Source organism: Nocardia sp. FDAARGOS_372 (assembly GCF_002554515.1).
GTDB classification, from domain to species: domain Bacteria; phylum Actinomycetota; class Actinomycetes; order Mycobacteriales; family Mycobacteriaceae; genus Nocardia; species Nocardia farcinica.
In genome coordinates this window covers 1,347,558-1,372,974 of sequence record NZ_PDDW01000001.1, presented here as the reverse complement: position 1 = coordinate 1,372,974, position 25,417 = coordinate 1,347,558, and the positions used below count along the sequence as shown (strand labels likewise).

General features: G+C 70.4%; 22 protein-coding genes. 11 read left to right on the top strand and 11 right to left on the bottom strand.

Translation table 11 applies throughout. The annotated features are described in order from the left end of the window. Positions 1 to 34: 34 nt before the first annotated feature. Positions 35 to 514 carry a helix-turn-helix domain-containing protein gene (locus CRM89_RS06890; protein ID WP_098083522.1) on the bottom strand — a complete coding sequence of 160 codons (480 nt, stop codon included), beginning with the start codon at positions 512 to 514 and terminating at the stop codon, positions 35 to 37. 168 nt (positions 515 to 682) lie between these two features. On the opposite strand from CRM89_RS06890, the gene CRM89_RS06885 reads away from it, so the two are divergent. After that, positions 683 to 1,135: a MaoC family dehydratase gene (locus tag CRM89_RS06885; RefSeq protein WP_086843029.1), complete on the top strand. Its 453-nt coding sequence runs from the start codon at positions 683 to 685 to the stop codon at positions 1,133 to 1,135. A gap of 54 nt (positions 1,136 to 1,189) precedes the next feature. Here the strand turns inward: CRM89_RS06885 and CRM89_RS06880 are convergent, their stop codons facing one another. From CRM89_RS06880 to CRM89_RS06850, 7 genes are all read right to left on the bottom strand, one after another. Then, the gene (locus CRM89_RS06880) at positions 1,190 to 1,777 is read right to left on the bottom strand and encodes a TetR/AcrR family transcriptional regulator (protein ID WP_011209321.1); all 588 of its coding nucleotides are present in this window, start codon (positions 1,775 to 1,777) and stop codon (positions 1,190 to 1,192) included. Between the two features lie 54 nt (positions 1,778 to 1,831). Next, positions 1,832 to 2,356 (bottom strand): hypothetical protein, encoded by a 525-nt coding sequence (locus CRM89_RS06875; protein WP_127516086.1) that lies wholly within the window; start codon positions 2,354 to 2,356, stop codon positions 1,832 to 1,834. Positions 2,357 to 2,368: 12 nt separating this feature from the next. Continuing rightward, positions 2,369 to 3,787 (bottom strand): APC family permease, encoded by a 1,419-nt coding sequence (locus CRM89_RS06870; RefSeq protein ID WP_098083520.1) that lies wholly within the window; start codon positions 3,785 to 3,787, stop codon positions 2,369 to 2,371. Beyond that, positions 3,780 to 5,714 carry a primary-amine oxidase gene (locus CRM89_RS06865; protein ID WP_098083519.1) on the bottom strand — a complete coding sequence of 645 codons (1,935 nt, stop codon included), beginning with the start codon at positions 5,712 to 5,714 and terminating at the stop codon, positions 3,780 to 3,782. The genes CRM89_RS06870 and CRM89_RS06865 overlap by 8 nt, the downstream gene beginning before the upstream one ends. Before the next feature lie 119 nt (positions 5,715 to 5,833). Further along, complete coding sequence (locus tag CRM89_RS06860) at positions 5,834 to 7,378, bottom strand: GMC family oxidoreductase (RefSeq protein ID WP_098083518.1); 1,545 nt, start codon at positions 7,376 to 7,378, stop codon at positions 5,834 to 5,836. A gap of 25 nt (positions 7,379 to 7,403) precedes the next feature. Next, a complete protein-coding gene (locus CRM89_RS06855; RefSeq protein WP_011209316.1) occupies positions 7,404 to 8,828 on the bottom strand; it encodes an aldehyde dehydrogenase family protein in 1,425 nt (474 codons plus the stop codon). 83 nt (positions 8,829 to 8,911) lie between these two features. Beyond that, on the bottom strand, positions 8,912 to 9,886 hold the full coding sequence (locus CRM89_RS06850) for a helix-turn-helix domain-containing protein (protein WP_011209315.1): 975 nt from the start codon (positions 9,884 to 9,886) through the stop codon (positions 8,912 to 8,914). A 124-nt stretch (positions 9,887 to 10,010) separates the two neighbouring features. Between CRM89_RS06850 and CRM89_RS06845 the strand changes: the two genes are divergently transcribed. Beyond that, complete coding sequence (locus tag CRM89_RS06845) at positions 10,011 to 10,709, top strand: IclR family transcriptional regulator (protein ID WP_060591204.1); 699 nt, start codon at positions 10,011 to 10,013, stop codon at positions 10,707 to 10,709. Between the two features lie 105 nt (positions 10,710 to 10,814). Here the strand turns inward: CRM89_RS06845 and CRM89_RS06840 are convergent, their stop codons facing one another. Together CRM89_RS06840 and CRM89_RS06835 are read right to left on the bottom strand one after the other, a co-directional pair. Further along, on the bottom strand, positions 10,815 to 12,716 hold the full coding sequence (locus tag CRM89_RS06840) for an FAD-binding monooxygenase (RefSeq protein ID WP_060591206.1): 1,902 nt from the start codon (positions 12,714 to 12,716) through the stop codon (positions 10,815 to 10,817). Between the two features lie 120 nt (positions 12,717 to 12,836). Then, positions 12,837 to 14,186, bottom strand: coding sequence for an MFS transporter (locus tag CRM89_RS06835; RefSeq protein ID WP_060591208.1), 1,350 nt, complete (start codon positions 14,184 to 14,186; stop codon positions 12,837 to 12,839). 105 nt (positions 14,187 to 14,291) lie between these two features. Here CRM89_RS06835 and CRM89_RS06830 point away from each other — a divergent pair, with 105 nt between their 5' ends. The 8 genes from CRM89_RS06830 (at position 14,292) to CRM89_RS06795 (ending at position 23,147) form a co-directional block, all read left to right on the top strand. Further along, positions 14,292 to 15,779, top strand: coding sequence for a fumarylacetoacetate hydrolase family protein (locus tag CRM89_RS06830; RefSeq protein ID WP_098083517.1), 1,488 nt, complete (start codon positions 14,292 to 14,294; stop codon positions 15,777 to 15,779). 13 nt (positions 15,780 to 15,792) lie between these two features. Then, positions 15,793 to 16,524 carry a GntR family transcriptional regulator gene (locus tag CRM89_RS06825; RefSeq protein ID WP_098083516.1) on the top strand — a complete coding sequence of 244 codons (732 nt, stop codon included), beginning with the start codon at positions 15,793 to 15,795 and terminating at the stop codon, positions 16,522 to 16,524. A 33-nt stretch (positions 16,525 to 16,557) separates the two neighbouring features. Further along, positions 16,558 to 18,060: a 5-carboxymethyl-2-hydroxymuconate semialdehyde dehydrogenase gene (gene hpaE, locus CRM89_RS06820; protein ID WP_098083515.1), complete on the top strand. Its 1,503-nt coding sequence runs from the start codon at positions 16,558 to 16,560 to the stop codon at positions 18,058 to 18,060. A gap of 37 nt (positions 18,061 to 18,097) precedes the next feature. Next, a complete protein-coding gene (hpaD, locus tag CRM89_RS06815) occupies positions 18,098 to 19,252 on the top strand; it encodes a 3,4-dihydroxyphenylacetate 2,3-dioxygenase (RefSeq protein ID WP_098083514.1) in 1,155 nt (384 codons plus the stop codon). An 18-nt stretch (positions 19,253 to 19,270) separates the two neighbouring features. Further along, positions 19,271 to 20,059: a 2-oxo-hept-4-ene-1,7-dioate hydratase gene (gene hpaH, locus CRM89_RS06810; protein WP_011209307.1), complete on the top strand. Its 789-nt coding sequence runs from the start codon at positions 19,271 to 19,273 to the stop codon at positions 20,057 to 20,059. Beyond that, positions 20,044 to 20,847, top strand: a complete 804-nt coding sequence (locus CRM89_RS06805) for an HpcH/HpaI aldolase/citrate lyase family protein (RefSeq protein ID WP_098083513.1) — start codon at positions 20,044 to 20,046, stop codon at positions 20,845 to 20,847. Before hpaH ends, CRM89_RS06805 begins: the two co-directional genes overlap by 16 nt. Before the next feature lie 43 nt (positions 20,848 to 20,890). Then, on the top strand, positions 20,891 to 22,354 hold the full coding sequence (locus CRM89_RS06800; protein WP_098083512.1) for an NAD-dependent succinate-semialdehyde dehydrogenase: 1,464 nt from the start codon (positions 20,891 to 20,893) through the stop codon (positions 22,352 to 22,354). 169 nt (positions 22,355 to 22,523) lie between these two features. Then, positions 22,524 to 23,147, top strand: a complete 624-nt coding sequence (locus CRM89_RS06795; protein ID WP_011209304.1) for a bifunctional 2-polyprenyl-6-hydroxyphenol methylase/3-demethylubiquinol 3-O-methyltransferase UbiG — start codon at positions 22,524 to 22,526, stop codon at positions 23,145 to 23,147. Positions 23,148 to 23,182: 35 nt separating this feature from the next. On the opposite strand, the gene CRM89_RS06790 is transcribed toward CRM89_RS06795, so the two are convergent. Beyond that, complete coding sequence (locus CRM89_RS06790; RefSeq protein WP_098083511.1) at positions 23,183 to 23,953, bottom strand: SDR family NAD(P)-dependent oxidoreductase; 771 nt, start codon at positions 23,951 to 23,953, stop codon at positions 23,183 to 23,185. 267 nt (positions 23,954 to 24,220) lie between these two features. On the opposite strand from CRM89_RS06790, the gene CRM89_RS06785 reads away from it, so the two are divergent. Then, positions 24,221 to 25,408: an NAD(P)/FAD-dependent oxidoreductase gene (locus tag CRM89_RS06785; protein ID WP_098083510.1), complete on the top strand. Its 1,188-nt coding sequence runs from the start codon at positions 24,221 to 24,223 to the stop codon at positions 25,406 to 25,408. The last annotated feature ends 9 nt before the right edge of the window (positions 25,409 to 25,417 follow it).

Genomic DNA, 25,417 nt, shown 5'->3' with positions numbered 1-25,417 from the left:
TTCGGGTCTCCTGCGCGAATCCGCGCACTCGTGGTCATGGTGCGGTTCGCGGGGGTCGGGGGCGTGCGGGGGCGTCGCGGCCGAGGACGGTGCGGGGCGCGACGGGTTGGTGGCAATAGCTGCAGGCCAGGTAGGGGACCATGTCGTGGCCGCATTCGGTGTGCTGGAGAATGACCGGCGGGCCGTCGTCGCCCATCAGGTGGGTGTCGCCCCACCGCAGCAGCGCGAGGATGACCGGTAGCAAGTCCTTGCCCGCGGCGGTCAGATGGTATTCGTACCGGGGTGGCCGGTCGCTGTATGGGCGCTGCTCGACGATTCCTTGCGCCATCAGCAGCCCGAGCCGGTCGCTGAGGATGTTCCGTGCGACGCCGAGTTCGGCCCGTAACTCCTCGAACCGGTGTAATCCCTTGAACGCGAACATCGACCGCACGATCATCAGCGTCCAGCGATCGCCGATGATCTCGGCGGTCCGGGCGATCGAACAGTCCATCCGGGCGAGATTCGTCTCCCGCATCCAGCCGGCACCTCCTTGTCGCATCGACACTCGCCACGCCCCAGCCGTGCGCGAGCGTCCGCCTTGTCCACGGCAGAACCGATGCGGTACGTTGCACTTTGCAACTTACCACCGGAGCAGGACCGATTCGGCCGAAATCACCCGATGCCGTGACACCAGGAAGGCACCATGACCGATACCGCGCTGTGGCTCGACGACATCACCATCGGTGACCGATTCCGCACCGACACCTACGACCTCACCACCGACGCGATCATCGACTTCGCCACCGCGTGGGACCCCCAGCCCTTCCACCTGGGTGACGACACCGCGCAGGACACCTTCTTCCGCGGACTCGCGGCCAGCGGATGGCAGACCGCGTCGATCACCATGCGACTGCTGGTCACCACCGGGCTGCCGTTGGCCACCGGCATCATCGGCGCGTCCATCGACCTGACCTGGCCCACCCCCACCCGTCCCGGGGACCGGCTGCACGTCGAGCTGGAAGTCACCGACGTCCGCACGTCCAGATCCGATCCCTCCCGGGGCTTCATCACCGCGACCTACGACACCCTCAACCAGCACGGCGAAATCCGCCAGCACACCACCGCGCGGCTCCTGGCGTTCGCCAGACCTCGGTGAAGCCCGGGCGCGGCCGGAATCCCGGCTCGGCGCGTGCCGGGGTTCGCGCATCCCTCACGTCCGGATGCGGTCGAGGAGGGCTTCGAGGAGTTCGAGTTGGCGGTCGGGGGTGGCGGTCGCGGGCGTGAGGACGCCGGTGATCTGGGCGCCCATGAGCAGCGTGAGGATCTGGTCGGCGACGACGACGGTGTCCACGTCGGTGATCTCGCCCGCATCGCGGGCCTGGTCGAGGAAATCGATGAGGCGCTCGCGCCAGTCGGCCAGGGCGCGTTCGTTCACCGCGCCGAGGGGTTCGTCGTAGACGGCACGCTGCCACAGGGCGATCGCGATGCGGGCCTCCTGCAACGTCTCCGCCGTCACCGGCAGGACTTCCCGGCAGAACAGCCGGATCGCGGCCAGGCCGGTGGCCTCGCCGAGTGCGGCGGCGACGCGGCGGTTGGTCGCGTCGAAGACGTGCTGATAGGCGAAGCGCAGCAGGTCGTCCTTGCCCTTGAAATAGTGCTTGAGCGAACCGTTGGCGTAACCGGCCTCGGCGGCGATGTCGCGCATGTTGAGGGCTTCGAGGCCGCGGTCGGCGATGAGCCGCCAGACCGCCGCGGTGATCGCCTGCCTGCGCTCGGCGTGGTCGACGAGTTTGGGCATGGTCAGGCCCGGTCGGCGCGGCGTGATGCGGTCATCCGCCCAGCATAGTGAGCCTCACAGCACCATCGGCGTCATGGTGGCGGCCATCGCCAGCGAGGCGAGGAAACCGATCCGGACGCGCCGGCGGCCGGGCCCGGCGTGCGCGGTCGAGCGCGCCGCCAGGTATGCCGCACCGACCCAGATCACCAGCGGAAGTGCGTCCAGCACAGTGGCATTGCCCGCTCCCCCGCCGTGCCGGTGCCCGCCCCCGGCGAGGTCGGCCGCGCCCGCGGCGGCGGGTGCGGCGGCCAGCACCAGCCACGTCATCGCCAGCAGGTCGATGACACAGTGTGCCGCGCCCGGCTCGGAGCGGCAGGCCGGGGTGGCCAGGAGCGCGCAACCGGCCGCCAGCGCGGCGGCGCCAAGCTCCGCCCAGCCGGACCCCGCCCCCACCGCCAGCAGGGCCATGCACGCGGCCATCCCGGTGTGCGCCAACAGGATTCGCGGTGCGGGCAACCCGTCCCGGACGGTGAGCGCGACGGGGACCAGCGCCACGACCGCACCGAGCCACATCAATGCCGTGTGCAGCGTTCCGGTCACCGTCGCGCCTCCTCAGATGCCGGGCTCGGGTACCGGCTCGCCCACCGGTGCGGGCCGGGCGCGGAGCCGGGCGGCCAGCACGCCCGCCACGAACACCGCCACCACCAGTGTGAGGAGCACCTCCGCGGCTGTCGACCCGCCGACGAGTGTCGTGAAGTTCGCCAGCACCGTGGCGGTCACCGCGAGCAGGCCCACCGTGCCGAGTGCGGGCGCGATCCTGGTGTGCCACACCCGCCGATCGAGCCCGGAGCGGTGGAAGAACACGATCACCGCGATGCTGGTCAACACCATCAGCGACAGCACCGACACCGTAGCCAACCCGGACAACCAGGTGAACAGCTGGAGCACCGGGTCGGCGCCCGCCGCCGCGAACGCGCCGACCACCAGCACGGCCGAGATCGTCTGGGCGATCGAACCCCGGTGCGGGGAACCGTGTTTCGCGTGCGTGCGACCCAGCGCCGGATGTCCGTGTCCGTCGCGGGCGAGCACGTACAGGTAGCGGGAGATCGCGTTGTGGAAGGCCAGCAGCGCGGCGAACAGGCTGGTCACCAACATGACCCGCATGATCTCCACGGCCGCGGTGCCGAGGAACCGCTCGGCGGCGGTGAAGACCAGGCCGGACGGGTCGGCCCCGGCCGCGCCCGCCACCTCGCCGCTGCCGAATGCGAGCACCATCGCCCAGCTCGCGATCGCGTACACGACACCGATCACCAGCACCGCCGCGTAGGTCGAGAGCGGGACGGTCCGCTTCGGATCGCGGGCCTCCTCGCCGTAGATGGCGGTGGCCTCGAAGCCGACGAAGGAGGCGATGGCGAACATCAACGCGATGCCGGGTGAACCGCCCAGGAACGCCGACGGGGTGAACGACACCGCGTCGACCCCGTGCGCACCGCCACGCAGCAGCACCGCGGCCGAGAACACCAGGATGATCCCGATCTCGACCACCAGCAGCACGCCGAGCACCTTCGCGCCGAGCTCGATGTTGCGGTAACCCAGCAGGGCCACCACCGCGATCAATCCCAGCGCGTACACGAACCACGGCAGGTCGGGCCCGCCGTAGTGCACCACCAGATCGTGCAGGGTGGCCGAGGCCAGCCCGTAGATCGCGGCCTGGATGGCGGTGTAGGCCAGCAGCGCCAGGCCCGCCGCGCCCAGCCCGACGGTGTTGCCGATGCCCTCGCGGACGTAGGCGTAGAACGCGCCCGCGTCCACCATGTGCCTGCTCATCGCCGCGTAGCCGACGCTGAACACCAGCAGTACCGCGGCGGCGACGAGGAAGGCCGTCGGCGAGCCCGCCCCGTTGCCCAGCGCGATCATCACCGGTAGCGCGCCACCGACCGCGGTGAGCGGCGCCGCCGCCGCGACGACGAGGAAGACGACGCCGATGACGCCGACCGACCCGCGCAGCCCCTGGGTGCCGCCCTCACTCATGGCAGCCGCCGGAGCTGTGGCAGTGCGCGGCGGTGGTGACGGGCACGTCGAGCGCGGGGTTGCGGTCGAAGAACCCGTGCGGTTTGAGGACGAAACCCGCGTAGTCGACGGGCATGATGGGCCAGTCCTCCGGCCGCGGGAAATGGGTGAGCCCGAAGGAGTGCCAGACCACCAGGTCCTCGCCGTCCAGCGACCGGTCACCGGCGACGTAACTGGGCAGACCGGCGCCGCCGTGGTGCTGGTTGACGAAATCGCCTGCGGCGTAGAGTTCGTCGGGCGCGTAGCGGGTGACCCACAGGTGCTTGGTGGCGAAGGCCGCGCGGCCGGCGATGGAGGATTCGTCGTCGGCGAGCAACGGTTCGCGTCCCTCCGGGTAGAGCACATAGCCCACCGGATTGCCTAGTGCGTTGGTGACCTCGGGGTTGACGATGTGCCAGGTGCGCCCGGCCCGGTTGTCGGCCGTCCGCTGCGCCTGCGCCTCGCTGGCGAGGGTGGTGCGGCGCAGGGTGAAGGCGTTGCCGTGCGGGTTGCCCGGCCCCATCGGCACGCGCTGGGACTCCACCTCGTCGACGCGGTTGCGGTGCCCGTCGACCATCATGTCCAGGCGGGCGTTGAACAGGTGCTGATGGTAGGGGGCGCCGAGACCGGGCGCGATCTCGCTCGCGTACGGGTGCTCGGGGCCGGGGTAGGCGGAGGTGAACGGGATGCCGGTGGCCTTGGCCTCGAATTCGATGGTGCCGTCGAGATAGAGGTACCAGAAGAACCCGTAGTCGTAGTTGCCGATGGTGGTGAAGAAGGAGATCACCAGCCGGCGCTGGCGGCGCACCTCGTGCGAGCCGGCCCAGAGGTCGGTGTGCTTCCACAGCACGCCGAAGTCTTCCTCGTGCATGCAGATCGCGTTGCGCAGGGTGCGCGGGTTACCCGCCTCGTCGGCGATCACCGCGTCGAAGTAGGTGATGTCACCGACGCAGTCGCAGCCCAGTTCCAGGGCGTTGGCGTAGCGCCCGACGAGGTACTCGCCGGTGTCGAAGTAGTTCTGCCAGGAGCGGATCGGCGAGGGATCGCCATAGGGCACCACCATCTCCGAGATCGCCGCGCGGTGGATGATCGGACGCACCCGGTCGCCGTCGCGGAAGCCGATCTGGTGCAGCACCAGTCCCTCGCGGGCGTCGAAACCGACCCGCAGCGACCACTTCTCCCACTCGACCAGGTTGCCCGTCACGGTGAAGCTCGGACCCTGCGGCTGGGTGATCTCGATCGGCTTCTGCGTGGTGCGCAGCGGGCCGACGACCTCGGGATCGGTGTAGTTGCCCGAGGTGGCGGGCACCGGGACGGGCCCGGTGTCGATGACGCGCAACACCTCTCGCGTCATCACGTCGACGAAGGCGACCAAACCGTCGATGGGGTGCGCCCACGCGTGGTCCTTGTCGTGTTCCTGCAGGAATGCCAGCCCGCGCAGGATCCGGCGGCCGTGTTCCCCCTCATAGTCGAACACGCCCGCGGACAGCGGGGCGACGCGCACCTGCGCGACATCCAGGCCGCGGTCGGCGAGTGCCCGCAGCCAGTCCGGGTCGGTGGCCAGGATTTCCTCGACGAGGCCGAATTCCTCGTCGAGAACCGGCAGTTGGCCATCGACCACGGCGTCGAGGGTGCGCTGCGCGAGCACTTCCCGGGTGCCGAGACCGACCAGCAGGTCGACCGCGTTCGGTCGGCGGGTGTCGTGCAGCAGCACGCGGAACCGCCGGTCGAGATCGCCGGGCCGCTCGTAGACGGCGTACTTGTCGGGGTCGGCAAGCCCGACGTAGACGAACCGGGTGTGCTCGGTGACCAGCCCGGCTCCGTCGACGATCGCCCGCACCTCGGCGATCTCGTCGGCGGTCGGCAGCGCCAGGGGATGGTCCACCCGCACGGGAGTGAGGGTCGGCATCGGCAACTCCTTCTTTGGTCCTACAAGTGTTGGAAAATATGGCGACACGGGAGCCCTTGGCTCTACGTCTGTAGGAAGTAACGGTGCCGCCGCCCTGTTTCCGGGCGGTCGGCGCCGCGTTACGGTTCGATGAATCCGGGCCGGTCGAGCCCGAGATCGGCGAGTAGGTACCGCGCGCCGAACTCACCGATCAGCACCGACGGCGCGTTGGTGTTGCCGGTGGTGACCCGCGGCATGATCGAGGCGTCCACGACCCGCAGGCCGTCCACGCCCCTGACGCGCAGCCGCGGATCGACCACGGCCGCCTCGTCGGCGCCCATCCGGCAGGTGCCGACCTGGTGGTGATAGGTGACCACGGTGCGCCGGATGTAGTCGACCAACTCGGCATCGCTGCGCACGGCCGGACCCGGGTAGACCTCCTCGGCGCCCCATTCCTCGGCAAGCACGGGCTGGGCCGCGATCTCGCGGCACTGGCGCACGGTGAACAGGAGGGCGGCGAGGTCGTCCGGATGCTCGAGCGCACCCAGGTCGATGTTCGCCGGATCGTCGAGCTTCGGACCGGTCAGGGTGACCGAGCCCCGGCTGGCCGGGGTGACGATGCCCGAGTGCAGGGTGAACGCGCTGCCCTCGATCGGCGTCATGCCCTCGCTGTACATCGGCACCGCGAAGAACAGCGGTTGGGTGTCGGGTACGGCCAGATCGGGGCGGCTCCTGGCGAACAGGTGCGTCTGGGTCACCGAGACGCCGGTGCGCGGCGGCGGGATCGGCCGTCGGGTCCGCACGATCACCGGCACCAGCAGGTGGTCGTGCAGGTTCTTGCCCACCTGCGGGGCGTCGTGTACCACCTCGATCCCGAGCGCCTCGAGGTCGGCGGCGGGCCCGATTCCGCTGCGCAGCAACACCTGCGGGCTGTCGAGCGCGCCCGCGGCCAGCACCACTTCGTCGGCCCACGCCTCGGCGTCCTGACCGTCGTGGCGATAGCGCACGCCGATCGCGCGGCCGTCCTCGATGATCACCGAGTGCACGTGCGCGCCGGTGCGGATGGTCAGCCGGTCGCGCACCGGCGCGAGGTAGGCCTTCCAGGTGTTGACCCGCTCGCCGTCGCGAACGTTGATCTGCTCCTTGGAGATTCCCTCCAGGCTCGCGCCGTTGTAGTCGGGGTTGAACGGAATGCCCGCCTGTACCGCGGCGGCCACGATCGACCGGTGGATCGGGTCGAGCGGGTAGTCGTTGTCCACCGGCAGCGGACCGCCCGCACCGTGGTATTCCGACGCGCCGCCGGAGAAGTCCTCGATGGCCCGGTAGACCGGCAGCACGTTCTCCCACGCCCAGTCCGGGCCCGCGACCTCGGCCCAGTGGTCGTAGTCGGCCGGGGCGCCGCGCACCCAGATGGTGGCGTTGAGGGCGTGCGAGCCACCGAGCACCTTGCCGCGCGGCAGGTGCAGCCTGCGTCCGGCCGCGCCGCGCTGCGGGACCGTGTAGTAGTCCCAGTCGTCGGGGCTGTGCCACAACTCGCCCATCCGGGACAGGTCGTGGATGGCCGGGTTGGTGTCCTCGCCGCCGGCCTCGAGCAGGGTGACGCGCACGCCCGCGTCCACGAGGCGGCGCGCCACCACGGAGCCGGCCGACCCGGCTCCGACCACGATCACTGACGTCGTTGTCATCGTCCGAACTTCCTCGCCCGACGCCTCAGCCGCTGATCACCCGCGGCTCGGCCACCGACTTCAGGCCCTCGACGCCGAACTCGAGGCCGTAGCCGGAGCTCTTCACGCCGCCGAAGGGCACCTGCGGATGCAGCACGCCGTGCTTGTTGATCCACACCGTGCCCGCGCGCAGCCGTTCGGCGACCGCCAGGGCCGCCGCGCGGTCCGAGGACCACACCGACGCGCCGAGTCCGACGTCGAGCCGGTTGGCGCTGGCGATGGCCTCGTCGAGGTCGCTGTACTTGATGACCGGCAGCGCGGGACCGAACTGCTCCTCGTCCACCAGCGGGACACCGTCGGTGAGATCGGCGATGATCGTGGTGCGGAAGAAGTTGGCGCCCAGTTCCGGTGCGGGCTCGCCGCCGACCACGACCCGGCCGCCGCGCGCCTTCGCGTCGTCGACCAGCCGCTTGACGATCTGGAACTGCTTGGCGTTCTGCAGCGGGCCCAGCACGGTGCCCTCGTCGAGGCCGTAACCCATCGGCATCTGCTCGGCCACCGTGGCCAGCGCGTCGATGACGGCCTCGTACACCGATTCGTGCACGTAGAGACGCTTGAGCGCGGCGCAGGTCTGGCCGGTGTTGATGAACGCGCCCCAGAACAGGCCCTCGGCGATGGCCGCCGGGTCGACGTCGGGCAGCACGATGCCCGCGTCGTTGCCGCCCAGCTCGAGGGTCAGGCGGGCCAGGTTGGCGCCGGTGGCCTCGACGATCTTGCGGCCGGTCGCGGTGGAACCGGTGAACATCACCTTGCCGATGTCGGGGTGGCTCGCCAGCCGGGCGCCGACCTCGCGGTCGCCGGACACCACCGGGATCACCACGTCGGGCGGCAGCACCTCGTTGAGGATGTCGATCAGGGCCAGCACACTCAGCGGCGTGTACTCGCTGGGCTTGACCACGACGGTATTGCCCATTCGCAGCGACGGCGCGATCTGCCAGATACCGATCATCAGCGGCCAGTTCCACGGGCCGATCGCGCCGACCACGCCGAGCGCGCGATAGGTCAGCACCGCGTGGTCGGTCTCGTCGTCGACGAGCAGCTGCGGCTCGAGCACCGCGGTCGCGGCCTCGCGCAGCCAGGCCGAGCAACCGCCGACCTCGAAGCGGGCGTTCGGGCCGTCGAGGGGCTTGCCCTGCTCGCGGGAGAGCAGGCGAGCCAGTGCCTCGGCGTTGGCGTCGATGGCGTCGGCGGCGGCGAGCATGAGTTTGCTGCGCTCCTCGTGGCCGAGGGCTTCCCACGCGGGCTGCGCGGCCTTCGCCCTGGCGACGGCGGCGTCGACATCGGCGACGGTCTGCTCGGGGGCGTAGCCGATGGTCACGCCGGTGGCGGCGTCGGGAATCGCGCGGCCGGTGGCGGCATCGGCCTGCACCCGGGCGAGCAGGGCATCGTCGGCGGTCTGGACGTCAGGCATCAGGGTCTCCTTCGTTGCGCCCTCCCCCGTGACCGAGGGGGTGTCTGGAGAGCATGCCCTGGGTCACACTCGACCGGATGTGACTATCGCGCACTGGTATATGACGAGAGCGCACGATTGGCGCGCCACTGCCCCGGCGTCATCCCGTAGGCCTGCTTGAACACCCGGCCGAAATAGCCCGGATCGACGAATCCGGACCGGTGCGCCACCTCGGCCACGGCCAGATCGGCGCGGCCGGTGAGTTCGGCGCGAGCGTGCTCGAGCCTGCGCTGCCGGATCCACTGGCCCACGCTCACCCCGGTCGGTTCGAACAGTTTGTGCAGGTAGCGCACCGAGATGTGGTGCGCCTCGGCCAGGCGCGCGGGGTCCAGGTCCGGGTCGGCGAGGTGATCGTCGATGTAGCGCAGGATCGTCATGGTCAGGGTGCCGAGGTCGGCGCGCGCCGAGCCGATCCGTCGGTTCAGCTGCTCACCGAGGAAGGTGGTGACCAGATCGAGGAACACCCTGCTCACCTTCGCCCCCGACGGACCGGCGAGCAGCCCGAGGTTCTCGGCGAGGCTGCGCAGATACGACGACACCAGCGGCGCGGTCCCGTCGTCGGCGGCCAGCGGCGCGGCCATCAGGTCGGCGGCCAGCGCGTCCGGCAGGCCGAGCGCGTCCTTGGGGAACAGCGCCACCAGGAACCGGCTGTCGCCGTCGAAGACGAGGTCGTAGGGCTGGGCGAAGTCGTAGATCGCGATCGATCCCGGCGCGAGGCGCGTCTCGTTCCCGGCCTGCCGGACGAAGCCGTGCCCGTCGAGCTGGACGTTGAGCTTGAAGTACTCCCCGTCGGAGGTCCGATGCCCCGCGGGACGCCGGGCGACGTGATGTGCGCTCCCGACGATCTCGGTGACCTGCAATTCCCGGCTGCGCGCACCGCTGATCGAGCCGGTGAATCGCGCACCGAGCGGTTCGATCGCCAGCGGCGGGAAGAAGTCCGTCACCTGGACGCGCCAGGCCAGCAGGGAGTCATCGGGTCCGCAGTCGTGCCGCAGCGGGGCCAGGTCGCCGACGGTCATCCTCCACCTCCTCGGATGAAAGTGCTTGGCGCGCCGCGTGATCGAATAGTGAACTCAGTATTCTACTATCGAGTTCGGCAGCGAGTGCACGATTGCGCGCAACGTAGAGAAAGGTACGGCCCGGGTGCCCGAGAAACCAGGATCCTCCGCCGGATCGCAAACCCTCAGCCGCGGTATCCGGCTGCTCGAGATCCTCGCCGCCGCGGGCCGGGCGATGAGCATCGACGAACTCGCCGAGGCGCTCGGCGTGCACCGCTCGGTCGCCTACCGACTGCTGCGCACCCTGGAAGACCACGGCCTGATCGCCCGCGATCCGGCCGGTCGCCTCGTCCTCGGGGCGGGACTGGCCGCCCTCGCCGCCGGCGTCGACCGGGATCTGCAGGCCGCCGCGCTGCCCGAACTCAAAGCCGTCGCCAACGAACTGGGCATGACCTGCCTGCTCGCCGTACGGCTCGACGGCGACGAGGCGGTGACCCTCACCAGCGCGGCGCCCGAACAGAGCGTCGCGGTCGCCTACCGGCCCGGCCACCGCCATCCGCTCACCCGCGGCGGACCGGGCAAGGCGATCCTGCTGGAGCTGCCGCAGGACACCTGGCCCGACGACCTGCGCGACGAACTCACCGCGAGCCGGGCGCGCGGTTACGCGGTGAGCCACGACGAGGTGGTGCCCTCGCTGCGCTCGGTGGCGGTGCCCCTCATCGCGCCGGGACAGCCCGCCGCCTCGATCGCTGTCATCCATGTGTCACTCCCCCGCCCCGAAGACGAGATCGCCCAGCGTCTGACGACCGCGGCGGCAGCGGTCGTCAGGGCACTGGGAGGGTGAGGCCGCCGCCTACGGGCGCTGACCCGCTCAGACGGTGTCCGATCTCGTCTGAGCGGGGCGCCCTCCGTGGTCACGCTCCGCTGCCGCCTACGGGCGCTGACCCGCTCAGACGGTGCTCAGCCGCTTGACGAACACCCCGTCGAAGAAGGCGGCCAGTTCGTCGGTGGCGTCCAGCGGCAGCACGTCGGCGACGTACTGGTCCGGGCGCACCACCACGATCGCGCCGTCCCGCGAGATGCCGCGCGCGGTGAAGATGTCGTCGGCCGGGTCGGCGGCGTAGACCTTCTCGTAGTCGGTGACCTGGAACGGCCCGACCTTCGGCAGGAACACCGCGGGTACCGCGCCCAGGTCGACGCCGGTGTGGTCCTGCTGGTAGATCACCTTCACGTCGAACCAGGCGTCGAGGTCGGCGCCCTCGGGGGTGTAGGCCACCAGCGGTGAGGTCGGCGCGGTGACCAGCCACTCGGCCAGCTCCGTGGTCTTCGACGGCGCACCCGCGGCGGGCGCGTCGGCGAAAACGTAGATGCGCCACCGGCCGTCGGCCCGCGCGTGGTGGCCGAGATGCTTGGGATTGGCATCGCAGACCCGGGTGACCAGGTTCGACTTGAACCGCTTGCCGACCGGGAAACCGGTCGCCAGCGCCTGGTGCCTGGCCTCGGCGACCAGCATGGAGGGCGCGTACTGCGTCATGAACCCGGCGGGGAACTCCGCGGTCTTGACGTAGAACTCCTCGAGCTGGCTCGGGTCGGCCATCTCCTCGGGCCGGGTCGCCATCAGCGTCGACCACTCCCGGTCGAAGTCGATCAGGTTCTGCGCGATCACCTGCCGCTCGGCCGAGTAGGTGTCCAGGATCGTTTCGGGCGCACGGCCGTCGAGCACGTGCGCGACCTTCCAGGCGATGTTCCACCCGTCCTGCATCGAGACGTTCATGCCCTGCCCGGCCTTGGCCGAGTGGGTGTGGCAGGCGTCGCCGGTGATGAACACCCGCGGCGTGCGGGTGCCGCACTGCTCGGGCGGCACGTCGTCGAACTTGTCGGTCACCCGGTGGCCGACCTCGTAGACACTGCGCCAGGCGACGTGCTTCACCGTCAGCGTGTACGGGTGCAGGATCTTGTTGGCGCGGGCCTCCACCTCCTCCTGGCTGGTCTGGCGGATCCGGCCGTTGTCGCCCTCGGGCACCTCGCCGAGGTCGACGTACATGCGGAACAGGAAGTTGCCCTCGCGCGGGATGTGCAGGATGCTGCCGCCGTCGTGCGACTGGATGGCGCACTTGAGACGGATGTCGGGGAAGTCGGTCTCGGCGAGCACGTCCATCACGCCCCAGGCGTGGTTGGCCTGGTTGCCGATGAACCGGCGGCCGATGGCCTCCCGCACCCGGCTGCGCGCGCCGTCGCAACCGATCACGTACTTGGCCTTGACGATGCGCTCCTGACCGGCGCGCTCCCCCGCGCTGTGCCGCAACGTCACCGTGACGGGACGCTCCCCCTCCTCGGCGACCTCGAGGGTCACGAACTCGTACCCGTAGTCGGGCTCGAGCCGGGCCGGGGCGTTGCGGGCGGCCTCGGCGAAGTAGTCGAGCACGCGCGCCTGGTTGACGATGAGGTGCGGGAACTCGCTGATCCCGGTCTCGTCGTCGGGGGTGCGGGCGGTGCGCACGATATTGCTGGGGTTCTGCGGGTCGGGCTTCCAGAACGCCATCTCGGTGATGCGGTAGGCCTCGGCGGTGATCCGCTCGGCGAACCCGAACGCCTGGAAGGTCTCCACGCTGCGCGCCTGGATGCCGTCGGCCTGCCCGACCTCGAGCCGGCCGGGGCGGCGGTCGATGATGCGGGCGTTGATGGTCGGGAACTGCGCCAGCTGGGCCGCGGCGATCATGCCCGCCGGGCCCGCGCCGACGATCAGCACATCCACCTCGTCGGGGAGGTCGGCGGGGCGGTCGATGCCGACGCCGGCGGCAGGCTGCACGCGCGGGTCACCGGACACGTAGCCGTGGTGATGGAACTGCACGGGGTGCTCCTCACTCCATGGTGGGCGAGTGTTCGATAATAGAACAGCGAATTCTTATATAGAGTGACCTGATGGTACGGGGTGACCCGGCTCTCACACAAGCGTCGGGTGCGCCCGGGCTCACTTCTCCCAGGCGTAGATGCCGGTCTGTTGCTGGGCTTCGTTGGACGGGCTCAGGTCGATGCCCTTGCGATCGCGCAGCAGCACCGTGCCCACCAGCCCGACACCGGTCATCGCCAGCAGGTAGTAGGCGACATTGGCCGAGGAGCCGGTCGACTGCTGGATCCACTGGGCGATGGTGGGCGCGAAGGCGCCGCCGACGATCGAGCCGATCGCGTACGAGATCGACACGCCGGAGAACCGCACCGAGGCCGGGAAAAGTTCGGTGTACCAGGCCGATTGGGCGCCGTAGGTGAACCCGAGGCCGAGCGTCAGCAGCACCAGACCGGCGCCGAGCAGCACCACCTCACCGGTGTTGACCAGCGGGAACAGCGTCAGTACGAACACACCCTGCAGGCACCAGCCGATGATGTAGGTGGCGCGGCGGCCGATGGCGTCGGAGATCCAGCCCGCGGCGAAGGTGGCCAGCAGCCAGCTCACCGACGAGGCCGTCACGGCCCACAGCACGGGACCGCGGTCGAGCGCCAGGCCCTCGGCGTTGGTGGCGTAGCCCTGGATGTAGCCGCCGGTGGTCATGTACCCGACGGTGGAGTTGCCCGCGAAGACCAGCGCCGAGAGCAGCACCAGCGGGGTGAAGCGGGCGAACAGGTCGACCACCGGAGCCTTGGTCTGCTCCTTGCGCTCGGCGATCTCGGCGAACACCGGGCTCTCCTCGACCCGCCTGCGCACCCAGGCGCCGACCGCGATCAGCACCACCGAGAACAGGAACGGGATGCGCCAGCCCCAGTCCAGGAACGCCTCACCGGGAAACAGCGCGTCCATGCTCGCCATCATGGCGCTGGCCAGCAGCAGCCCTATGGGCACACCGATCTGGGGCATCGCGCCGAACAGACCGCGCCGGTGTCGTGGCGCGTGCTCGACGGCCATCAGCACCGCACCGCCCCACTCGCCACCGGCCGAGACGCCCTGCAGCACGCGCAGCAGCACCAGCAGCAGCGGTGCGCCGATACCGATGGCCTCATAGGTGGGCAGCAAGCCGATCAGGGCGGTGGCGGTGCCCATCAGGATCAGCGTGGTGACCAGCACCGGGCGGCGGCCGACCTTGTCGCCGAAGTGCCCGGCGAGGAACGCCCCCAACGGCCGGAACAGGAAGCTGATGCCGACCGTGAGGAAGGACAGGATGGTGCCGAAGCCGGGACCGGCGGGTTCGAAGAACAACGTGCCGAACACGAGGCCGGCGGCCGCGGCATAGACGAAGTAGTCGTACCACTCCACCGCCGTACCGACGACGGTGGCCAGTGCCACCCGCCTGCGGTCGACGTCGGTGGCCTGGGGAAGAACCGAGGACATGCGCACTCCTTTGTGACGTCGCTGTGAGGTGGGTCTCGAAGCGACCTTGCGAAGCCTGAATGATCGTATATGATTTGAGATATGACAACGGGCGAAGGAGCTGAAATGACCGCGCCGAGCGCGAATCACCTGGTCGCAGGGCTGCCGTCGGTGCCGGGCAAGATCATCGCGGTCCACCTCAGCTATGCGTCGCGCGCCACACAGCGCGGCCGCACCCCCGCCGCGCCGTCCTACTTCTTCAAGCCCGCCAGCTCGCTCGCCGAGTCCGGCGCCACGATCGAGCGGCCCGCGGGCACCGAGTTGCTGGCCTTCGAAGGTGAGGTCGCCCTGGTGATCGGCACGCCGGCGCGGCACGTCGCGCTGGCCGACGCCTGGTCGCACGTCGCCTGGGTGACCGCCGCCAACGACTGGGGCCTCTACGACCTGCGCGCCGCGGACAAGGGCTCCAATGTGCGCAACAAGGGCCGCGACGGCTACACCCCGCTCGGGCCGCGCCTGATCGACGCCCGCACGGTCGACCCGGCCGCCCTGCGCGTACGGACCTGGCGCAACGGCGAATTGGTGCAGGACGACACCACCGCCGGGATGATCTTCCCGCTCGCGCAGTTCGTCGCCGACCTGTCCCAGCATCTGACCCTCGAACCGGGTGACGTGATCCTGACCGGTACCCCGGCCGGATCGTCGGTCGCGCGGCCCGGCGACGTGATCGAGGTGGAGGTGGACGCCCCGACCACCGCGGGCGCGCCGACGAGCGGACGGCTGGTGACCGAGGTCGTCGAGGGCCGCGGCGATTTCGATCCCGCGCTGGGCTCGCTGCCCGCGGTGGACGATCGCCAGCGCGAGGAGGCGTGGGGATCGCGTGCCGCCGCGGGCCTGCCCGAGCAGACGACCGGCCTGTCCCCCGAACTCCGCGAGAAGCTCATGGCCGCACCGGTCGCCGGCCTGTCGCAGGCGCTGCGCAAGCGCGGCCTGAACAACGTCGCCATCGACGGCGTGCACGCCATGCGCCCGGGCACCAAGCTCGTCGGCACCGCGAAAACCCTGCGCTTCGTGCCGAATCGGGAAGACCTGTTCCGCAGTCACGGCGGCGGCTACAACGCGCAGAAGCGTGCCTTCGACGCGGTCGCGCCGGGCGAGGTGATCGTCATCGAGGCCCGCGGCGAACGCGGCTCGGGCACCCTCGGCGACGTGCTCGCCCTGCGCGCCAAGGCACGCGGCGCGGCGGGCATCGTCACCGACGGCGGTGTGCGCGACTACGCGGCCGTCGCCGAGATCGGCGTCCCGGTGTTCAGCCAGGGCCCGCACCCGGCGGTGCTCGGGCGCAAGCACGTCCCGTGGGAGGTCGACGTCGCGGTCGCCTGCGGCGGCGCCACCGTGCTGCCCGGTGACGTGATCGTCGGCGACGACGACGGCGTCATCGTCATCCCGGCCGACATCGCCGAGGAGGTCGCCGACGCGGCGCTGGCGCAGGAGACCGAGGATGCCTGGGTCGCCGAGCAGGTCGCCGCCGGTCATCCCGTCGACGGGCTGTTCCCGATGAACGCGCAGTGGCGAGCCCGCTACGAGGAGGTGCGCCGAGGTGCCGAGCAATGATTCGGTGGTCGCTGTGACCGAGACGCACAGCAAGACCGAGACCCCGAGCAAGACCGAGACCCCGAACAAGACCGAGACGCAGAGTAAATCCCAGCGTGCCTACGAGTGGATCCACGCCCGCATCGCCGACCGCAGGTTCGTCCCGGGTTACCGGCTCGTCCTCGGCTCGATCGCCGAATCCCTCGGCATGAGCGTGGTGCCGGTGCGTGAGGCCATCCGGCGGCTCGAGGCGGAGGGGCTGGTCGAGTTCGAACGCAATGTCGGCGCCCGGGTCGCCCAGATCGATCAGGCCGAATACCTGCACACCATGCAGACTCTCGGCGTGGTGGAGGGGGTGGCCACCGCGTTGGCGGTGCCGCACCTGAGCGAGGCCGATCTCGACCGGGCCGCCGCGGTGAACGCCCGGCTGCGCGCGCTGCTCGACGACTTCGACCCGCACCTGTTCACCCGGATCAACGAGCAGTTCCACAGCGTGCTGTTCGAGCCGTGCCCGAACCCGCACATTCGCGACCTGGTACACCGCGGCTGGACGCGCATGTCCGGGCTGCGGTCCTCGTCCTTCGCCTTCGTCCCGCAGCGGGCGCGCGAATCGGTCGACGAGCACGAGCACATCCTCGACCTCATCCGCCGCCGAGCCGATCCACTCGAGATCGAGATGGCCGCGCGTCAGCACCGCTGGCGCACCATGAACGCCTATCTCGGCCAGTACGAAGCCGGTGCCCACCGCACCGGCGACACCGACTGAACCCACTCCCCGACCTCACCCAGGAGGAACCCCATGGCCGACAGCGCAGGGCACCACGTCCCCGCCGAGTTGCCCGACCGCATCCGGCACTACATCGATGGCGCCTTCGTCGACTCCGTCGACGGCGACACCTTCGACGTGCTCGACCCGGTCACCAACGAGACCTATGTGCAGGCCGCGGCGGGCAAGAAGGCCGACATCGATCGCGCTGTCGCCGCCGCCCGCAAGGCCTTCACCGAGGGCCCGTGGCCGAAGCTGCTGCCGCGCGAGCGTTCCCGGGTGCTGCACCGCATCGCCGACCTGGTCGAGTCGCGCGACGCCCGGCTGGCCGAACTGGAGAGCTTCGACTCCGGGCTGCCCATCACCCAGGCGCTGGGCCAGGCCCGCCGCGCCGCGGAGAACTTCCGGTTCTTCGCCGACCTGATCGTGGCCCAGTCCGACGACACCTACAAGGTGCCCGGCCGCCAGATCAACTACGTCAACCGCAAGCCGATCGGCGTCGCGGGCCTGATCACGCCGTGGAACACCCCGTTCATGCTGGAGAGCTGGAAGCTGGCCCCCGCCTTGGCCACCGGCAACACCGTGGTGCTCAAGCCCGCGGAGTTCACCCCGCTGTCGGCCTCGCTGTGGGCGGGCATCTTCGAGGAGGCGGGCCTGCCGCAGGGCGTGTTCAACCTCGTCAACGGCCTCGGCGAGGAGGCGGGCGACGCGCTGGTGAAACACCCCGAGGTGCCGCTGATCTCGTTCACCGGCGAGAGCCGCACCGGCCAGATCATCTTCGCCAACGCCGCGCCCCACCTCAAGGGCCTGTCGATGGAGCTGGGCGGCAAGTCCCCCGCGGTGGTATTCGCCGACGCGGATCTCGACGCCGCCATCGACGCCACCATCTTCGGCGTCTTCTCCCTCAACGGGGAACGCTGCACCGCGGGCAGCCGCATCCTGGTGCAGCGCGAGATCTACGACGAGTTCGTCGAGCGCTACGCCGCCCAGGCCGAGCGGGTGAAGGTCGGCTACCCGCACGATCCGGCCACCGAGGTCGGCGCGCTGGTGCACCCCGAGCACTACGCCAAGGTCACCGAGTACATCGAGATCGGCAAGAGCGAGGCGCGGCTGGTGGCCGGCGGCGACCGGCCCGCGGAGTTCCCGACCGGCAACTTCGTGCGCCCCACCGTGTTCGCCGACGTCAAGCCCGACGCCAGGATCTTCCAGGAGGAGATCTTCGGCCCGGTCGTGGCCATCACCCCCTTCGACACCGAGGAGGAGGCGCTCGAACTGGCCAACGGCGTGAAATACGGTCTGGCGGCCTACATCTGGACCAACGACCTCAAGCGCGCGCACAACTTCTCGCAGGCGGTGGAGGCGGGCATGGTCTGGCTCAACTCGAACAACGTGCGCGACCTGCGCACCCCGTTCGGCGGCGTGAAGGCCTCCGGCCTCGGCCACGAGGGCGGCTACCGCTCGATCGACTTCTACACCGACCAGCAGGCCGTGCACATCACCCTCGGCAATGTGCACAACCCCACCTTCGGCAAGTGACCGCACGTCCCGACCACCGCACAGCAAGGCAGCAACGATGAGCGAACGCACTCTCACCTCCTCCGGCTTCTACGTCAGCCAGGAAGCCCCCATCGCCGCGGCGAACCCGGTGCCCACCCCGGCCGCGCCGCCGCCGGACATCCTGCGCGTCGCCTACGCCGAACTCGTCGTCACCGATCTGGCCGCCTCCCGCGAGTTCTACGTCGACGTGCTCGGCCTGACCGTCACCGCCGAGGACGAGGACGCGATCTACCTGCGCACCCTCGAGGAGTTCATCCACCACAACCTGGTGCTGCGGCGCGGCCCGGTCGCGGCGCTGGCCGCGCTGTCCTACCGGGTGCGCAGCCCCGAGGACCTGGACAAGGCGGTGGCCTTCTACACCGAACTCGGCTGCCGGGTGGAGCGCCGCGCGGAGGGCTTCACCAAGGGCATCGGCGATTCGGTACGGGTGGAGGACCCGCTGGGCTTCCCCTACGAGTTCTTCCACGACACCACCCACGTGGAGCGGCTGGCCTGGCGCTACGACCTCTACACTCCCGGCGCGCTGGTCCGCCTCGACCACTTCAACCAGGTGACCCCCGACGTGCCGCGCGCGGTGAAGCACTACCAGGACCTGGGTTTCCGGGTCACCGAGGACATCCAGGACCAGGAGGGCACCACCTACGCGGCCTGGATGCGGCGCAAGCCGACCGTGCACGACACCGCCGCGACCGGCGGCGACGGCCCGCGCCTGCACCACGTCGCCTTCTCCACCCACGAGAAGCACAACATCCTGGCGATCTGCGACAAGCTCGGTGCGCTGCGCCTGTCGGACCGCATCGAGCGCGGCCCCGGCCGCCACGGCGTCTCCAACGCCTTCTACCTGTACCTGCGCGACCCCGACGGCCACCGCATCGAGATCTACACCCAGGACTACTACACCGGCGACCCCGACAACCCCGTGGTCACCTGGGACGTGCACGACAACCAGCGCCGCGACTGGTGGGGCACCCCCGTGGTGCCGTCCTGGTACACCGACGCCTCGCTGGTGCTCGACCTCGACGGCAACCCGCAGCCGGCGGTGGCGCGCAAGGAATCCAGTGAACTCGAGGTCACCATCGGCGCCGACGGCTTCTCCTACACCCGGGAGCAGGGCCAGGACGACCTGCCCGAGTGGAAGAAGGGCGAATACAAGCTGGGCCACCAGCTCTAGCAGGGGAAAGGACATCCGATGGCGCTGGACGCCGACACCATCACCGCGATCGCCGACGAGCTGGCGGCGGCCGAACGCGACCGCACCACGGTGCCGCTGCTCACCGCACGGCACCCCGGCATGACGATCGAGGATTCCTACGCGGTGCAGAACGAGTGGCGCCGCCGCGGGATCGCCGCGGGCCGAAAACTGGTGGGCCGCAAGATCGGGCTCACCAGCAAGGTGATGCAGGCCGCGACCGGCATCACCGAGCCCGACTACGGCGCCATCTTCGCCGACGCGGTGTTCGACAACGGGTCGGTGATCGAGCACGGGCAGTTCTCCAACGTGCGCATCGAGGTGGAGCTCGCCTTCGTCCTCGCCGAGCCGTTGACCGGCCCGGACGTGACGGTGTTCGACGTCCTGCGCGCCACCGAGTACGTGGTGCCCGCGCTGGAGATCCTGTCCTCGCGCATCGAGCTGGCCGGACGCACCATCGTCGACACCATCAGCGACAACGCCGCGTTCGCCGGGCTGGTCTACGGCGGCAACCCGGTGCGGCCCGGCGAGGTCGATCTGCGCTGGGTCTCGGCGTTGCTCTACCGCAACGAGACCATCGAGGAGTCCGGTGTCGCCGCCGCGGTGCTCAACCATCCGGCCACCGGGGTGGCGTGGCTGGCGAACAAGCTGCACCAGCACGGCGACCGGCTCGAGGCCGGGGAGATCGTGCTGGCCGGCTCCTTCACCCGCCCCATGTGGGTCGAGCCGGGTGACACCGTGCTCGCCGACTACGGACCGTTGGGAACGATCTCATGCCGCTTCGTCTGACCCCGACCTTCCGCGATCGCCTGGCCGCCGCCGACCGCACCCTCTACGGCGGCTGGATCTGCTCGGGCTCCCCCGTCGTCGCCGAGATCATGGCCGGGGCAGGCCTGGACTGGCTGCTCATCGACATGGAGCACGCGCCCAACGGGCTGGAATCGGTACTGGCCCAGCTCTACGCGGTGTCCGGCTACCCGTCGGCGCCGGTGGTGCGGGTGCCCGAGGGCGAGACGGTGATCGTCAAACAGGTGCTCGACCTGGGCGCCCAGAACATCCTGGTGCCGATGATCTCGACACCGGAGCAAGCCGCCGACGTCGCCGCGATGACCAGGTATCCCCCGGTCGGCAGGCGCGGGGTCGGCAGCGCCCTGGCCCGCTCGGCCCGCTGGAACCGGGTCGAGGGCTATCTGCGCGACGACGCCGAACATGTGTCGCTGTTCGTGCAGATCGAAACCGCCCAGGGCGTCGAGAACGCCCGCGCCATCGCCGAAACCCCCGGCGTGGACGGGGTTTTCGTGGGCCCGAGCGACCTGGCCGCCTCGATGGGACTGATCGGGCAGCAGACCCATCCCGACGTGGTGGCCGCCGTGAAGCGGGCCTTCGAAGGCATCACCGCCGCGGGAAAACCCGTCGGCGTCAACGCCTTCGACCCCGCCGCCGCCCGTGAGTACGCGGCGGCGGGTGCCCGCTTCATCCTCGTCGGCGCCGACGTCGCGTTGCTGGCGCGCGGTTCGGAACAGCTGGCGCAGACCTTCATCCCCAGCACGGACGGCTCACCGGGCGCCTCCTACTGAGCCGCCCGGGCCGTTTCCCAGACAACCCACCAGGAGTGATGTCGTGACCGATCGCGAGGGCGCGCTGCTTGCCACCGCGCCGCACCAATTGTTCATCGGCGGCGAATGGGTCGACGCCACCGGCGGCGCCACCTTCGCGGTGCACGATCCCGCCACCGGCGAGATCGTGCGCGAGGTCGCCGACGCCACCGCAGAGGACGCCGTGCGCGCCCTCGACGCCGCCGTCGCCGCCCAGGAGTCGTGGGCGGCCACCGCTCCGCGCACTCGCGGCGAGATCCTGCGCCGCGCCTGGGAACTCGTGCAGGAGCGGGCCGAGGACCTGGCGCTGCTGATGACCCTGGAGATGGGCAAGCCGCTGGCCGAGGCGCGCGGTGAGGTCACCTACGGTGGCGAGTTCCTGCGCTGGTTCAGCGAAGAGGCGGTGCGCATCCACGGCCGCTACGGGCTCAATCCCGAGGGCACCGGGCAGATGATCGTCTCCCAGCGCCCGGTCGGGCCCTGCTACTTCATCACGCCCTGGAACTTCCCGTTCGCGATGGCGACCCGCAAGATCGCCCCCGCCCTGGCCGCGGGCTGCACGGTGGTGGTGAAGCCGCCCCAGCTCACCCCGCTGACCGCCCTGTTCTTCACCGGTCTGCTCGCCGAGGCCGGGCTGCCCGCGGGCGTGGTGAACGTGGTGACATCCACGTCCTCGCGGCGGGTGTCGGCGCCGATCATCGCCGACTCCCGGCTGCGCAAACTCTCCTTCACCGGCTCGACGGAGGTCGGCAGGCAGCTCATCGCCCAGGCCGCCGACAACGTGCTGCGGGTGTCGATGGAGCTCGGCGGCAACGCGCCGTTCGTGGTGTTCGAGGACGCCGACCTGGACAAGGCCGTCGAGGGCGCGCTGGCGGCCAAGTTCCGCAACATCGGCCAGGCCTGCACGGCCGCCAACCGGTTCATCGTGCACGAACAGGTGGCCGAGGAGTTCGCCGCGCGGGTCACCGAACGGGTCGCGGCCATGAAGATCGGCCGCGGCACCGAGGACGGCGTCACCATCGGCCCGCTCATCGATGACGACGCCGTCGCCAAGGCCCACGAACTGGTCACCGACGCCACCGCCCGCGGCGCGGTGGTGCGCACCGGCGGCGAACGGATCGACGGCCCGGGCAGCTTCTACCGACCCACCGTGCTCACCGGCGTCACCGAGGGCAGTGCGATCCTGCGCGAGGAGATCTTCGGCCCGGTGCTGGCCATCGCCACCTTCACCACCGAGGACGAGGCGGTGCGCCTGGCCAACAACACCGAATACGGCCTGGTGTCCTACGTCTACACCCGGGACCTGGCCCGCGGCCACCGCATGATCGACAAGCTCGAGACCGGCATGATGGGCCTCAACGCCGGCGTCGTCTCCAACGCCGCCGCCCCCTTCGGCGGCGTCAAACAGTCCGGCGTCGGCCGCGAGGGCGGCTTCGAGGGCATTCACGAATTCCTCTCCACGAAATACACGCTGATCCCCGCCAGCTAGCCGGGCCGCCCGCCGCGCGAGCCACGAGCCGTGTAAGGCCGTCCCACCCGCACCGGCGATCGCGGCGCCGCACCCGTTCCGGGGCGCGGCGCCGATGATCGCCCGCGGTGTGCGACGATGCGGCGAGACCGGGGTGCGAACCGGTGGCCGACCCGAGGAGGACGCGACGATGGACAACCAGGGTGAGCGCATTCCGAGCAAGTGGGAGGAGATCACCGCCGCCGATCCGACCCATTCCCGCCGTTATGTCGAGCGGTTCCGGAATCTGGCCGCCGAGGGACACGACATCGTGGGCGAGGCGCGGTTGATCGATGCGATGCTGCCGCGCGGCGGGCGCGTGCTGGACGCCGGGTGCGGGCCGGGCAGGCTCGGCGGCTACCTCTACGCGGTCGGGCACACCGTGGTCGGCGTCGACGTCGACCCGGAGCTGATCGCCGCCGCCGAGGCGGACCATCCGGGGCCGACCTGGCTGGTCGGCGACCTCGCCGAACTGGATCTGCCGGCGCGCGGTGTCGCCGCCGATTTCGATGCCATCGTGTGCGCGGGCAATGTGATGACCTTCGTCGCGCCCGAGACCCGCGGTGCGGTGCTGCGTGGTTTCGCCCGGCACCTCGCGCCGGAGGGCCGGGCGGTCGTGGGTTTCGGTGCGGGCCGCGGCTACGAGTTCGCCGAATTCCTCGCCGACGTCACCCTGCACGGTTTCGCCGTCGACGTGCTGCTGTCCACCTGGGATCTGCGCCCCTTCACCGAGGATTCGGAGTTCCTGGTCGCGGTGCTGTCCCGCGCAGAGTAGTTCGGGGCCGGACACGGCCGTCCCTTGTCGCGGCGTCAGCGGGCGACGGTGCCGCCGTCGACGAGGAAGGTCTGGCCGGTGATGAAACTGCCCGCGTCCGAACACAACAGCAGCGCGGCGCCGACCATCTCGTCGGGTTCGGCGATGCGGCGCAGCAGCGGGGCCTGCGCCATCGCCGCGATGAACTCCGGCGGGTTCTTGCGCACCATGTCGGTGTTCACCGCGCCCGGCGCCATCGCGTTGACGCGGATGCCGTCGGCGGCGAACTCGGCCGCCATCGCCCGGGTGAACGACAGCAGTGCCGCCTTGCCCGCCGCATACATCGACAGTCCGGGCGCGAACTGCAGGGCCGCGACCGAGCCCAGATTGAGCACCGCGGCGTGCTCGCTGGCGCGCAGATGCGGTAGCGCCGCCTGCACCAGGAACAGTGGGCCCTGCACATTGACGCCGAAGGATTTGTCCACGGCTTCCGGCGCCATCGTCGCCAGCGGCTGTGCGAGCGCGTTCGCCGCGTTGTTGACCACGATGTCGATGCCCCCGAAGGCCGACACCGCGGTGTCGACCAGCGCTCGCAGCGAGTCGATCTCGCCCAGGTGGGTCGGCACGCCCACGGCCTGCGCACCGAGCTCGCGCAACCGCGCCGCGGCCTGCTCACACGCCTCCGGCTTGCGGCTGGCGACGACGAGATTCGCACCCGCGCAAGCGAATCCCTCGGCGATGGCCAGGCCGATCCCGCGGGTGCCGCCGGTGACGATCGCGGTCCGCCCGCTCAGGTCGAACAGCTTCCGGAAGGAGTCCTTGTCCACGGACCAGCCTCTCGCTCGGCGGGCGGCAGCGCCCGGCACCCCGGCCGCATAACGCGCTCTACGGCCGCAGCCAGTTCTACCAGTCGGCGCCGCAGGGCGGAATCACCCGGCGCGGCTCGCGCGCCCGACCAGGCGGGCCGAACCGGCGGACAGGAAGCCCATGCCCCGACGGTACCGAAGCCGGTGACGCACGTCACCGACGCCGGCTGTCAGGAAACGGCGCGCTGTCTCGTTCAGGGAACACGCGAACCAGACAGGAGCGAACTCATGAAGCATCGCATCGTCGTCCTCGGGGCCGGGTACGCCGGAGCCTTCTCCGCCGGGTACCTCGCCCGCCGATTGCACGCCGACGACTTCGAGATCACGGTCGTCAACGCCGAGCCGGATTTCGTCGAGCGGCTGCGCCTGCACCAGCTCGCCGCCGGGCAGGAACTCCGGCACCGTCCACTCACCGAGGTGTTCGCCGGCACCGGCATCCGGCTGCGGGTGGCGCGGGTGACCGGCCTGGATCCCGATCACCGCGCGGTCACGGTGGTCGACGACACCGGCATCGACCGGATCGGCTACGACAGCCTGCTCTACGCCCTCGGCAGCACCGCCGCCGTCGACGACGTGCCCGGCGTGGCCGAGCACGCGTACCACGTCGCGGCCCGTCCGGCCGCGCTCCGGTTGCGCGACCGCCTGGACGAGCTGGGCGGGACCGGGCGGGTGCTGGTGGTCGGTGGCAATCTCACCGCGATCGAAGCCGCCACCGAGATCGCCGAATCACGTCCCGGGCTCCGGGTGAGCTTGGTGACGCAAGGTGAACTCGGCGGTTGGCTCGGCCCGAAGGCACGAACGCACCTGCGGCGCGCCTTCGACCGCTTCGGCATCGACGTTCACGAACACGCCCCCGTCGCGCAGGTCACGGAGTCGGCGGCGATCGCCGTCGACGGCACCGTGTTCGACTCGGACGCCACGGTGTGGGCCGCGGGGTTCGCCGTGCATCCGATCGCCGCCGACAGCGGCTTGGCGGTGGAGCCGAACGGGCAGATCACCGTCGATCGCCAACTGCGCTCGGTCTCGCACCCGGACGTCTATGTGGCCGGGGACAGCGTCTTCGTCCTCGGTGAGAACGGGCGGCCGCTGCCGATGTCGTGCGCGTCCGCTGGACCGACCAGCAAGCAGGCGACCGCCGCGCTCATCGGGGATCACACCGGCCGTGAGATTCCCGAGATCGCGATGACCTATGTCGGCAACCACATCAGCCTCGGTCGCAAGGACGCGATCTATCAGCCGGTCGACGCCCGCGGCGTATCGAAACCGGTTGCGCTGCGCGGCCGTCCGGCGGCTCGGGTGAAGTCGTCCATCCTCGACGTGGCCGCCTGGGCTCTGAGCCACCCGACCTTCGGCATGCCCGGGCGCCGATACCGCTCGGCGGAGTTTACGGAACACTCGCCGGTGCGCGCGGGTTAGATTCGCCCG